Origin of the sequence: Sneathiella glossodoripedis JCM 23214, assembly GCF_000616095.1 — a bacterium.
Taxonomy (GTDB): Bacteria; Pseudomonadota; Alphaproteobacteria; order Sneathiellales; family Sneathiellaceae; genus Sneathiella; species Sneathiella glossodoripedis.
In genome coordinates this window covers 240737-253112 of sequence record NZ_BAMS01000003.1, presented here as the reverse complement: position 1 = coordinate 253112, position 12376 = coordinate 240737, and the positions used below count along the sequence as shown (strand labels likewise).

Here is a 12376-nt window from a genome sequence, read left to right as displayed (position 1 = left end):
GAGGAATTCGAGCCCGCGCCAAATGCAAATTTGGAATATACCCTCTTTTTTAAGGAAACACCCCCAACTTCCTTTTATTTTGGTGCTGTGGCCTGAGCCGACAGGTATTTGCGGGCCTCGTCATCCCATTTTCCAGTTGGCTTACCGAGTTCAGAACCGACCTTGTAGCCTTTACGCAATGCAGGACGCTGTTTAAGCTGATCATACCAACGCCTTACATTTGGAAAATTGTTCAGATTAATTTCCTGCCGCTTGTACGTGATGATCCATGGCCAACACGCCATATCTGCGATCGAATAATCGCCGCAAATAAACTCACGCCCTTCGAGCCGCCTGTCCAGAACCCCAAACAAACGCAACACTTCATTTCCATAGCGTTCCTGCGCGTAAGGTATTTTTTCCGGTGCATAAAATTTGAAATGACCATTTTGGCCCAACATGGGACCAAGTCCGCCCATTTGCCACATGAGCCATTCCATGACTTCCTTGCGGCCACGAATGTCGCTTGGCAGGAACTTTCCGCTTTTTTCAGCCAGATAAACCAGTATCGCCCCAGTTTCAAATACGGACACGGGCTCCCCACCATCTTCCGGATCCAGATCAACGATTGCGGGCATTCTGTTATTGGGGCTGATTGCCAGAAAGTCGCTTTTAAATTGATCCCCACGTCCAATATTCACTGGAATAACGCGATAATCCAACCCCATTTCTTCAAGTGCTATGGATATTTTCCATCCATTTGGAGTTGGCCAGTAATATAATTCTATCATTCCGGCAACTCCATCAGCTTGGCTTCAATCAACTGCAGACGGTCATTTCCGAAATACATATCCTCCTCATCCAGAAAGATAGTTGGAGAGCCAAACCCTCCACGTTTAATCAACTCTTCCGTAGTATCGCGAAGCTTATCCTTATAAGCCTGATCATTGATTTTCGAAAAAAATTTGTCTTCATCGAGCCCAACTTCTTTCACAATTTGTGACAGGACTTCGTCCTGCGATATATCCTGAAGTTCACCCCAATATGTTTGAAATACCCGCCTTGCATAAGCGACAAGACGACCTTCTTCAATGGCGACGAACGCACCACGCATCGCTTTCACGCTGTTTACGGGAAAGACAGGTGGTTCGCCAATTTTAATTCCCTGCAATTGCGCCCAATCCTGCATGTCTTTTTTGGAATATGCCTGTTTAGCGGGAACAGGGTTATCCCGATTTGCATATACGGACGGATTGACGGCATTGAATACCCCGCCAACAAGAAAAGGCTTATAGACCACATCCACCTGAGGATACAGTTCTATCAAATCCTGTAGCCCTTCAAACCCCAGATAAGTCCACGGGCTGGAGCAGTCGAAGAAAAATTCAAGCTTTGTCATTAGGGAGCCTCCTTGTCATTTTTTGCTTATCGCGCCCAGTTTAGATGAAAAGCTACTGATTTTGGTGATATTTCGCAATCATTCCTTTGAAATCATCTGCTCGTTTATCTGGTGAAAGCGGGTCAACGCATTTTCAAAACGGCCAAACCGAAACTGTTTCGTCGCGCCGCTTTGCAGACCTTTTTGAATTTGCACCGCCAGTTCAAAATCTTCCAATAATGTATCACGTGTGAAATCAAAATTTGCCTGCCAGTGTGCCCTTGATTTTTCAGTCTCCATCGAACCTTTGGGAACAAATGTCCGAACTGAAATATGTGTCTGACTAGGGGAGAGAGGTATCGCATCGATGACAGCGAAATGATCCGGCTGCAATAAAAGAGAGGCTGACGGATAAAAGCTATACAATACGTTCGCTGTTTCACGGATCTGCCAGTTTTCTTCATCGATTTCCTGAAGTTGCTTCAAACTGGTTTTTGTCAGAACAGATCTGAAATGAGGTCCAAATTCATCGAAAACCGATAGAGTGTCATTGAACAGTGGGGCAATTGTATCACGATGTGCAATCTTGAAATGGTAAGATTCAAGCCCTCCTTCGACAATAAATTTCCAATTACTATTCCAGATACGAGATTCTTCAGCGAAAAGGACATGATCGGCTGCATTAATCCACTTAAGATCATCTCCTAAACCCGCAAGATGCTCGCCTACATCCAGTTTTGTATCCCCGCTTTTCTGAACCCAAATAAATCCACCAAATTCACTCGCATGCAATTCACTCAGTTTAACTTTTGTTGGATCAAGGGAGGGAAATCCTGATTTATGTGGAACAGACTTTAACTGCCCCGCCATATCATATGTCCAAGCATGATACGGGCACATCAACCGACGAGCCTGACCACACCCATTTTGAGCAAGTGGGCTTCCTCTATGTTGGCAGGCATTGGCAAAGGCGTGCACTTCCCCGTCCATATCCCGCGTGAGCAAAAGCGGAAAGCCACCCAGCCAATCCAACGCCAGATAACTCCCATTTTCCGGTAATTGAGAGCTGTGAGCTACCATAAGAGGAAAGCGCTCAAAGCTCTTCATTTCCTTCTCAAACCGATCTTGAGAAAGATATATATCTGGCCTACTCCCCCCTTCTTCATCTGCCATTTCCCGGCTATTTTCAGCGAGCAGACCCGCACAACGTTTCAAGAGTTCGATTTCTTTTTCACGTTTCATAATGTCCTCCTCAAGCGCGGGATAGGGCGTCAATTCCAGCCCATATTTCTTTTTTCAGGGTTTTTGGCTCAACATCCGTGCCATTCTGCCAATATCCCGACACAACGAAATTAATTGCACCCAACATCATCGCCCCTAAAATCCAGGGGTCTCGATCAGCATTTATGTCACCACTTTCCTGTCCCATCAGGATATTTCGGGCGGCCAGCTCAAGCTGACGGCGGGCCCTGCGTCCAGCGACCTCCACTACTTCCGGCTCGCTTCCTAGCCTTGAATAGATGACCGGCGTCAAGGGATCAGCACAGTAAAAGTCCACCAAAGCCTCCACCCTTAACTTCTCTCTCTCCTGCCAAGTATCTCCAGCAAATGCGACGTCAATAACCGCCTCTTCAAAGGCATCAAAATATTGATCAACTACAGCGGCAATAACCCCTGCCCGATTTTTAAAATAATGATATGCCAACCCCTCCGACAAACCTGCTTTTTTGGCCAGTGTTGCCATATCCAAAGCACCGTTTGAACTAACCAGCTCTCTCGCGGCTACTTTCAATATTTCACGGCGGCTCTCCTCAGCGACCTTCGTTTCCGGCGTGGCTTAGGATTAGGCTCCTCAGTTTTTTGCAATTTTGTGACTTTATTTTGCATTCCCTAACCCTCAGTTCAGCCATTCTATTCATCTAACTATCATTAAATTGAGCTCAACTCAATAATAGATTCACACCACTCTAAAAGAGGCACTGCGAACTATTCAGTCAAATTAATGCAGGCAAATTGCCAAAGATAAGGAGGACTTTTCCGCTTCTGAGAGAATAAGGCATGTTTCTCTGCCTCTGCCGATCTTCCCTCTACATGCAAAACCAGTTTTTCAAGCTGTTGAATTCCATCAGAACTTCTGGGTTTGCGCTCCGTCAACAATTTAAAGCCGATATCCTGGTATGGACCGCTGAACGAGACAGCCTCACTTATCATTTTTTTGTTCTGCCCATACCGCGCATGAAGGCGCACCTCGCCCTGCCCCTCACCAAAGAGGCGGGCCTTGAATTCGCCAATCAGAGGGCAAATTCCTCTTAAATTTCTGGGCCCTTCCAGAATTTGAACAGAACTCAAACGAAATGGGCGCGATATCGAAACAGAACTACCCGTCATGGCAAGCCGTTTTGTAGCCGAAGCCTTTAGAGCCGGATCACCCATGTACTTTATCGGAAGGGAAAATTTCTGATTTTTGACTCTGCTCCTTTTTTGGAGCAACTGAAGTTTATCCAAAACCTTGTTATACTCATATGGCTGGCAGATCACTTCAAGGCGAACAGGTAATTCCTTTTTTGTCACCCAACTTTCTTGGTAAAATTTAAGCTTTCTCTCAACCTGCCCCTCAAATTCATTGACCTTTTCAGCCAAAATCTCAAGCGGTTCTATGCGATAGGATGTACCACTGAACATTTTTAACTGCAGAGGTAAAGACACATTTTCCTCTCTTGAAGATATCGTCCGATCGTCCCCCACATAAACTGTTTTGCTCCAATAACTGTCGATATCGGTACCATACCCGATTAACAGTTGAGCAAGGTACTCACCGCGGCTATGGATATTGGTTTCGATTACCTCTTCCGTACAACCTCCCGAAACCTTTACCTGAATTTCTTCTGATCCCATCAGGTACAGAAGGTCCAGTTGGTTTAGCCGCGATGACTGGCCACCATTTTCTATTACGATCGGTTTTATTTGCTGGCGGAGTGAGATTTGCGGCTCGTCACCGGAAGTCACCTCTTCCGCCCAAAGAGGACTATGCCCCCAGCCACTAAAAATCAGAAACAAACAGGCCGTAATTAACCGCATTAAATCCTCACGAATCGCTGACTTGATCGTCACCTATCCAAACATTCTGCGTATTACGTCTATTTTATGGAAGGAAATTTTATGCGAAACATACTTCTGGCAACGGCTTTGCTGCTGCTATCCCCAACTCTCAATGCAACTGCCGCTGTAATTCCTCTGGATGATGGCGGCATGGGAAACTTTCAAAGCCTGCCATATGAAATATTCGAGGGGAACAAGCTAACTGTCACCCCATTTAGTGGCCAAATCGGCACACCTAAAATAACAAAAAACAATGGAAGTGGACTTGGTGTTGCAGTGCCTAACTATTCGAACTCTCGCGCGATTAACAAGACTGAGAGCTTGAGATTCGAGTTCAGTGAACCCGTAGTGATTAAATATCTGACACTTTCACCAGATAACGTAAACCCGGCACAAATCACCGTTACCGGATACTCTCAAAACAATGAGGAATTTGATATAGACCACTCCATTAATGGCAACACTCTCTATCTGGAATATGGAGCTACAAATATTCTCGCTTTCGTGATTGAAGGAATTGGGAATTGCAAAGATCTCCTGATACAGGAAGTTTCCGTAGTCGCAACTCCGTTACCAGCTGCACTGCCGTTATATGCTGCCGGCATGGCTGTACTTGGACTGGTGGGCTGGAGAAAACGCCGCAAGGCACAAATATTTAGCTAATATTTGAAAGTAAGTATCATGTTTAAATTAGTATCAAGTGCTCTACTGCTCATCAGTATTCATGCATCAAGTCTTTTTGCGGCCACTGTAAACATTGACCTTAGAATCGACGGGGAAGTGAGCAATGGGATCTATAATTATAACGACTTTCTGAGAATCAATAGCGAAAGCCAGGAAAACGCTATATTCAGGTCGGAAACCGGGTTAGGTGTAGGAGATTCCTTTTTTAGTAAAGGTGAAAAAATCATCTTTCGTTTTGCCGAACCTATTTTGAGGCCCTGTTTTCTATATTCTTGTGCATCCATTAGTCTCAAAGCTGAATTTCAGCTTACAGAAAACTCTGAAGGAAATCCTCAGATAATACCTGAACCTACCCCTATAGGTGAAAACTCAAGTGATTACGGCATTTCTCTCAATGTGTATTCCAACCTTCTTATTCGTTCGGTTAGTTTCGAATTTGACCCAACACAAGATGACAAAAAAGTCACCTTCTTAGAAACCACCTGGCGAGAGCCTGAGTTAATCGCCACACCTTTACCGGCGGCATTTTCACTTTATGCTGCTGGAATGGGAATATTAGGGCTATTGGGTTGGCGGAGAAAGAAAAAACCGCTCTTGCTATAACAACAATAATGATCTCTCATCAAATAAAGCGGATCTGAAGTGATCCGCTTTATTGTTTTCCATATTAGCTAAAGGCTTCATCCCAAGTGCCACGCGTGGCCGCTTTGGAATATTCAGTTGCCCGGTTTTCAAAGAAATTTGTGTGCTCAACCGCATTCAAAATCGCATCCAGCCAAGGCAGCGGGTTGCGCTCCAAATGATAAATCGGATCCAACCCCAGTTGGGTCAACCGTCTGTCTGCAATGTAACGGATATAGGCTTTGATTTCCTCTGCTGTTATACCCTCAATATGGCCAGCACCGAAGGCCAGATCGATGAACGCATCTTCATGAGAGACAATTTCTTCACAGGTTTTATAAAGGTCCTTCTGGAATTCTTCTGTCCAGATATCCGGATTTTCCGAAATGAAGGTCCGAAACAGTTTGATTATGGAATTACAATGAAGGGTTTCATCCCGAACGGACCAGGTAACGATCTGCCCCATTCCCTTCATTTTTCCATGACGCGGAAAATTAAGCAAAATTGCAAAACTGGCAAACAGTTGCAACCCTTCTGTAAACGCCCCGAACACCGCAAGTGTTTTCGCAACTTCTGACAGATTGTCCACATTAAACTGCTGCATGTAGTCGTATTTGTCTTTCATTTCCTTGTATTTCAGAAAGGCAGAATACTCAGTTTCGGGCATACCAATCGTATCCAGAAGATGCGAATAAGCAGCAATATGGACCGTTTCCATATTGGAAAAAGCTGCCAACATCATCTGAACTTCAGTTGGCTGAAAAACCCGTGTGTAATGGCGCATATAGCAGTTATTCACCTCGATATCCGATTGGGTGAAAAAACGAAAAATCTGGGTCAGCAAATGCTGCTCGTCTTCAGTCAGATTTTTGTGCCAGTCTTTTACATCATCCGCGAGCGGGACTTCTTCGGGAAGCCAGTGGATTTGCTGTTGCATTAACCAGGCGTCATAACACCAAGGATAGGAAAACGGCTTATAAACAGGCTTTGCATCAAGCAGGGACATCGAAAACTCTAATCTTGCAAAAAATATAATCAGTCAGGTTGTTTCAGGGAAAATCTGGCCTACTGACAGGCCAGACATTCTTCATAATCAGTGCTTTCAGCAACGACTTCAAGCTTTGGTTTTGCAACCGCGCCTGCCACCAGTTCTTTAAGCGTGTCAGGCATATTGTCCTTGGTTGCAACAACTTCAGCGCGCTGAATGGATTTGGACCGGCAATAATAGAGGCTTTTAACTCCCTGCTTCCACGCCTGAAAATGAATTTGATGCAAATCCCGTTTGTGAACGTCTGCTGGCAGGAAGATATTCACAGACTGAGACTGATCAATCATTGGTGTACGATCGGCAGCAAGCTCAATTATCCAGCGCTGATCCAGCTCAAAAGCGGTTTTAAATACGTCTTTTTCATGATCATCCAGAAAATCCAGATGCTGGACTGAACCTTCATTGACTGTGATGGAGGACCAGATCTCCTCATTATCCATCCCTTTTTCTGCAAGCAATGCCTTCAAATGTGGATTGCGGACATTAAAAGAACCGGAGAGTGTTTTATGTGTGTAGCTATTGGCTGCAGCTGGCTCGATGCCAGGGCTTGCTCCCCCGCAAATGATGGAAATTGAAGCCGTTGGCGCAATCGCTGTTTTGTTCGAGAAACGCTCATTAAATCCATAATCAGCAGCATCTGGACAAGCCCCGCGCAAATCAGCCAATGATTTGGACGCAGCATTAACTTTTTCCTGAATATGCGTGAATATTTTGTTATTCCAAACCTTGGCCATAACGCTTTCCATCGGCACTCGCTTAGCCTGCAGGAAGGAATGAAAGCCCATCACACCAAGGCCGACACTACGCTCACGCATGGCTGCATATTTTGCGCGTGCCATTTCATCTGGCGCACGATCAATAAAGTCCTGCAGCACATTATCAAGGAACAGCATCACATCTTCAATGAAGCCTTCCTCTGAATTCCATTGTTCATATGTTTCAAGATTAAGGGACGAAAGACAGCAAACAGCTGTACGATCATTACCCAAGTGATCACGCCCGGTTGGTAGCGTTATTTCAGCACACAAATTTGACGTTTTCACACTTAGACCCGCCAATTTATGATGCTCAGGCACCATTGAATTAACGCGATCACTGAAAATGATGTACGGCTCACCCGTTTCAACACGGGCGGTCAACAACCGAATCCACAAGGAACGAGCACTTACTTTGCGGACAACGGCCCCGTCTTTGGGACTGGTCAGCCCCCACTCCTCATCCGCTTCAACTGCGCGCATAAAATCATCGGAAACGAGAATGCCATGATGCAAATTCGGTGTTTTCCGATTGGGATCGCCACCGGTTGGCCGGCGGATTTCAATAAATTCTTCCACTTCCGGATGTGAAATAGGCAAGTAGACGGCAGCGGAACCTCTTCTTAGTGACCCTTGACTAATGGCGAGAGTGAGACTGTCCATCACTCTAATGAAGGGAACCACACCTGATGTCTTGCCAACGGCACCTACACCTTCACCGATAGAACGCAAATTACCCCAATAGCTGCCAATGCCGCCTCCTTTTGAGGCAAGCCATACATTTTCCGTCCAAAGATCTACAATTCCATTGAGACTGTCGTCGGATTCGTTGAGGAAACAGGAGATAGGAAGACCACGAGTGCTGCCACCGTTGCTAAGCACAGGCGTAGAGGGCATAAACCACAATTTACTGATGTATTCATAAATCCGCTGGGCATGCTCATCTCCCTCACCATAAGCACTGGCAACACGCCCAAAGAGATCCTGAAAACTTTCACCAGGCAACAAATAGCGATCTTTAAGAACAGCTTTTCCAAAATCAGTAAGATAAGAGTCCCGGCTATGATCAATATGAACCCTTGCGCCCCCTTTTACCTGCACAATATCTGTCAACATATCGACCGCATCCAACATTTGATCACCCTTTTGAACTATCTCTGCTTCCAACATCCATCGTTTTCCGAGAGCAAGGTTCCAACGCCTCTGCGCTTGCAATTAGAACAGACATGGCATAACGCCTTTAAACGTCCTGAAAAACTGAACATTTTGACTATTTTAGCCTCAAATCAATTCTGTTTTTCAAATTTCGTGCTCCCGTACGAAACCACTATATATTGTAGAATTGACCTTAAGGCGTCAACAAATTGTAGTGTTCTTTTTATAAAAAAAAAGACTTGACTGCGCAGGGAATTTTTATTTTTGCCGAAGTTTCAACATGTTCACTTAAACAGCTGAACCGAGACGTCAAATTTTATCATTCGACCTGCTACTTTCCGGCTAAAAAAGAGCAAAAAAATCAACTCTTAATCAACAATCTTTAAACGCTTGTCGCAATTAAGAACAGCCGCTCATGCCATTGCGACTCTGATAGATAGAACAACAGTCATACATTTTATATTGATGATAGATTTTAGAATTTGCTCATGTTACGGTCATGTCATGGCTGCAACAGAGTGGATTTAGTAAGTCTGATGTAACCGTAATACAAGTACCTGTCAAAAATTGCAGCCTGTTCGCAAAAATAAACAGGGAACCAAAAAAATGAGTCAAAACAACTTTCGTCGTTGGTATCGATGGCTCCAAATCGGGTGAAAAAGCGCTCGAATTTGCCAAAAGTCGAGCCCAACTCATCAAGAATAGTAAGATTCTCATCTGCTACGTTATTGAATGGTCACCATTCAGCTTCCAAACTGCTGAAGAAAACGAACAACGTCATAAACGCCGCGAAGAAGAAATCAACCTTGCAAAGGAACGTATATTGGACCCTGCCCTTTCAGCAGTTAGCGGCGCGGGCTTTACCGCAGAGGGTATCGTAAAGCACGGGGATGCGGCTGAAATTCTCGATCGGATCGCAAAAGAACATAAAGCAGAGCAAATCATTATTGGTCGCGTTGGCGCAAAAGGACTGAAAGAACGGCTTTTTGGCGGAGTAAGTGGCCGGCTTGTGGCCACGTCTTCAGTACCGGTAACGATCATTCCATAGCAAAGGGGGGCGAAAAATGATCCTAAACAGAATAATTACAACCATAATTTTACTTTTTCTTCCAACCCTGTCATGGGCGCAGGAGCAATCAGCAAGCTTTGATCAACAAGTCAATGAGGTGTTTGCAAGTTCAACGGGCTGGTTCGTAAGCCTGATATTTGCGCCGCTGCCCGGCACATCCTTTCCATGGATTGTACTGTGGCTGGTTGTCGCGGCCAGTGTCTTTACCCTGTATTTTGGTTTCATCCAAATTCGTGCCTTTTCACATGCGATCTCATTAGTGAAAGGGGATTATTCTGATCCCAATGACGCAGGTGAAGTCAGTCACTTTCAGGCGTTGGCAACAGCGCTATCCGGGACTGTTGGTCTTGGGAATATTGCCGGCGTCGCCGTTGCAGTCGGCATTGGCGGACCAGGGGCCACGTTCTGGATGATTCTGGCTGGCCTTCTTGGCATGGCTTCGAAATTCACCGAATGTACGTTAGGGGTTAAATATAGAAACGAGTATGACGACGGGACCGTTTCAGGTGGCCCCATGTACTACATGACCAAGGGTTTTAAAGAACGCGGTTTACCCGGCGGAGCAATTTTAGCGGTCCTTTTCGCCATTTTCACAATTGGCGGCGCTTTGGGCGGGGGGAATATGTTTCAAGCGAACCAAGCCCATGCACAACTTTTGGGGATCACTGGCGGTGAAGCCAGCTTTTTAAGCGGTAATGGCTGGTTGACAGGTCTAATTCTGGCCGGGATTGTCTTTCTCGTAATTGTTGGAGGCATTAAGTCAATCGCCAACGTAACTGAAAAAGTAGTCCCGTTCATGGGTGTTTTATATGTAGGTGCCGCACTTGTTATTCTACTGGTCAATTATGACATGATTGGATGGGCGTTTGGTCAAATCTTTGCAGGTGCCTTTACAGGTCTCGGTGTTGCCGGTGGTTTAGTTGGCGCGCTGATACAGGGCTTTAAACGAGCCGCTTTCTCCAACGAAGCAGGTGTGGGATCCGCTGCAATCGCCCACTCCGCAGTTCGAACAAAGGAACCCGTTACCGAAGGGGTTGTTTCTCTGTTAGAACCGTTCATCGATACAGTGGTGATTTGCACAATGACAGCACTTGTCATCACCATTTCCGGTGTGCTGGTTATCGATCCGGCAACAGGCCTTTATATGTTGGAAGGCAGCTCAATTAAGACTGTAGATGGCTCTTCTGGCGTATCTCTGACTTCTGCTGCATTTGGCTCCGCACTAAGCTGGTTCCCATATATTCTGGCAGTTGCAGTCGTTTTATTTGCCTTTTCCACGATGATAAGCTGGTCCTATTATGGATTGAAAGCCTGGACCTATCTGGTAGGAGAAGGAAAAACAAAAGAAACCATTTTCAAAGTAATCTTCTGCATTTTCATCGTTATTGGTGCGGCAGCACAGCTAGGCGCAGTGATCGATTTCTCTGACGCCATGATTTTCGCCATGGCCGTCGTAAATATCACCGCGCTCTACTTCCTGATGCCAATCGTCAAACGCGAAATGAAAAGCTACTTTGATCGCTTGAAAAGCGGTGAAATTGTTAAATTCAAGCAGTAGCAAATAACGTGAAATATAACGCCACTAAACCGATGGGCCGCTCCAAAAGCGGCCCATCATGTTAGCACCAACACACGTTCCAAAAATCAGAAATGAAAAAGGCGCTGAAATAAATTCCAGCGCCTCCGATCAATTCTGATCTAAATCCTACTATATTATCGTCAGGATGACAGCCTCGTTATTTTTTCTTTTAATCGGAGCTTTTCCTTCTTGAGCTCATTGATTTGTAGTTGGTCAGCTGACGGATGAGACATTTCAGACTGAATTTTTTCTTCAATCCGATGGTGCTTTTCGTTTAGCTGTGCAACATACTCAGTTGTGCTCATATTATATCTCCTCTAAAAAACAAAGGCGTACAGCCGGTGAGTGGCTGAATTTGAATATTACAAAAATATGAAACTAAATGATACGTTGGATTGCATTTTTTTTCATTTTTTTGGCAGGAGCTGGATTGTGATGGAAAACCAAAAGCTTATAGTCGGCATTACCGGTGCTTCGGGCGCCATCTATGGAATTCGCCTGCTTCAGGCCTGCCAAAAATTAAATATTCAAACTCATCTAGTTATAAGTAAGTCTGCGGAGCTCACTATTCAACATGAGACTGAATATTCTGGAGCCGCGTTAAAAAAACTGGCGGATAAAGCATATAATGTGAACGATATTGGTGCCTCAATTGCGTCCGGTTCTTTTAAAAATGCAGGAATGGTCATCGCCCCCTGCTCTATTCGAACCATGTCGGAAATTGCGACTGGAACAACTGGCTCTTTGTTGACTAGAGCTGCGGATGTAGCACTAAAAGAACGCCGCAAACTGATATTAATGCTCCGGGAAACGCCATTACATGCCGGGCATTTACGAAATTTAACCCAGCTGGCAGAGCTCGGCGCGATCATTGCACCGCCTGTTCCTGCGTTCTACACCAATCCGCAAAACATTGACGATATCGTCAATCATTCAGTTGGGCGGGTTCTGGACCTACTTAACATCGAAAATAATTTGGCACATCGTTGGCAAGGGTTACGCACCTGAG

At 45.2% G+C, this 12376-nt stretch carries 13 protein-coding genes; 5 read left to right on the top strand and 8 right to left on the bottom strand.

The window, feature by feature from the left end:
* Positions 1-74: 74 nt before the first annotated feature.
* From JCM23214_RS13460 to JCM23214_RS13440, 5 genes are all read right to left on the bottom strand, one after another.
* Positions 75-770, bottom strand: coding sequence for a glutathione S-transferase N-terminal domain-containing protein (locus JCM23214_RS13460; protein WP_025899396.1), 696 nt, complete (start codon positions 768-770; stop codon positions 75-77).
* The gene (locus JCM23214_RS13455; protein ID WP_025899395.1) at positions 767-1378 is read right to left on the bottom strand and encodes a 2-hydroxychromene-2-carboxylate isomerase; all 612 of its coding nucleotides are present in this window, start codon (positions 1376-1378) and stop codon (positions 767-769) included. Before JCM23214_RS13455 ends, JCM23214_RS13460 begins: the two co-directional genes overlap by 4 nt.
* Before the next feature lie 78 nt (positions 1379-1456).
* On the bottom strand, positions 1457-2599 hold the full coding sequence (locus tag JCM23214_RS13450; protein ID WP_025899394.1) for an aromatic ring-hydroxylating oxygenase subunit alpha: 1143 nt from the start codon (positions 2597-2599) through the stop codon (positions 1457-1459).
* 10 nt (positions 2600-2609) lie between these two features.
* Positions 2610-3149, bottom strand: a complete 540-nt coding sequence (locus JCM23214_RS20850) for a TetR/AcrR family transcriptional regulator (RefSeq protein WP_025899393.1) — start codon at positions 3147-3149, stop codon at positions 2610-2612.
* Positions 3150-3343: 194 nt separating this feature from the next.
* The gene (locus tag JCM23214_RS13440) at positions 3344-4435 is read right to left on the bottom strand and encodes a hypothetical protein (RefSeq protein WP_025899392.1); all 1092 of its coding nucleotides are present in this window, start codon (positions 4433-4435) and stop codon (positions 3344-3346) included.
* Between the two features lie 81 nt (positions 4436-4516).
* On the opposite strand from JCM23214_RS13440, the gene JCM23214_RS13435 reads away from it, so the two are divergent.
* The gene (locus JCM23214_RS13435; protein ID WP_025899391.1) at positions 4517-5119 is read left to right on the top strand and encodes a VPLPA-CTERM sorting domain-containing protein; all 603 of its coding nucleotides are present in this window, start codon (positions 4517-4519) and stop codon (positions 5117-5119) included.
* A gap of 18 nt (positions 5120-5137) precedes the next feature.
* The gene (locus JCM23214_RS13430; RefSeq protein ID WP_025899390.1) at positions 5138-5743 is read left to right on the top strand and encodes a hypothetical protein; all 606 of its coding nucleotides are present in this window, start codon (positions 5138-5140) and stop codon (positions 5741-5743) included.
* A 64-nt stretch (positions 5744-5807) separates the two neighbouring features.
* On the opposite strand, the gene JCM23214_RS13425 is transcribed toward JCM23214_RS13430, so the two are convergent.
* A complete protein-coding gene (locus JCM23214_RS13425; protein ID WP_025899389.1) occupies positions 5808-6767 on the bottom strand; it encodes a ribonucleotide-diphosphate reductase subunit beta in 960 nt (319 codons plus the stop codon).
* Between the two features lie 59 nt (positions 6768-6826).
* Complete coding sequence (locus JCM23214_RS13420) at positions 6827-8680, bottom strand: ribonucleoside-diphosphate reductase subunit alpha (protein ID WP_439646403.1); 1854 nt, start codon at positions 8678-8680, stop codon at positions 6827-6829.
* A 673-nt stretch (positions 8681-9353) separates the two neighbouring features.
* On the opposite strand from JCM23214_RS13420, the gene JCM23214_RS20845 reads away from it, so the two are divergent.
* On the top strand, positions 9354-9767 hold the full coding sequence (locus tag JCM23214_RS20845) for a universal stress protein (RefSeq protein WP_037493601.1): 414 nt from the start codon (positions 9354-9356) through the stop codon (positions 9765-9767).
* Between the two features lie 16 nt (positions 9768-9783).
* On the top strand, positions 9784-11346 hold the full coding sequence (locus JCM23214_RS13410) for an alanine/glycine:cation symporter family protein (protein WP_025899386.1): 1563 nt from the start codon (positions 9784-9786) through the stop codon (positions 11344-11346).
* Between the two features lie 161 nt (positions 11347-11507).
* On the opposite strand, the gene JCM23214_RS23170 is transcribed toward JCM23214_RS13410, so the two are convergent.
* On the bottom strand, positions 11508-11672 hold the full coding sequence (locus JCM23214_RS23170) for a DUF465 domain-containing protein (RefSeq protein WP_084264827.1): 165 nt from the start codon (positions 11670-11672) through the stop codon (positions 11508-11510).
* 130 nt (positions 11673-11802) lie between these two features.
* Here JCM23214_RS23170 and JCM23214_RS13400 point away from each other — a divergent pair, with 130 nt between their 5' ends.
* The gene (locus JCM23214_RS13400; RefSeq protein ID WP_025899385.1) at positions 11803-12375 is read left to right on the top strand and encodes a UbiX family flavin prenyltransferase; all 573 of its coding nucleotides are present in this window, start codon (positions 11803-11805) and stop codon (positions 12373-12375) included.
* The last annotated feature ends 1 nt before the right edge of the window (position 12376 follow it).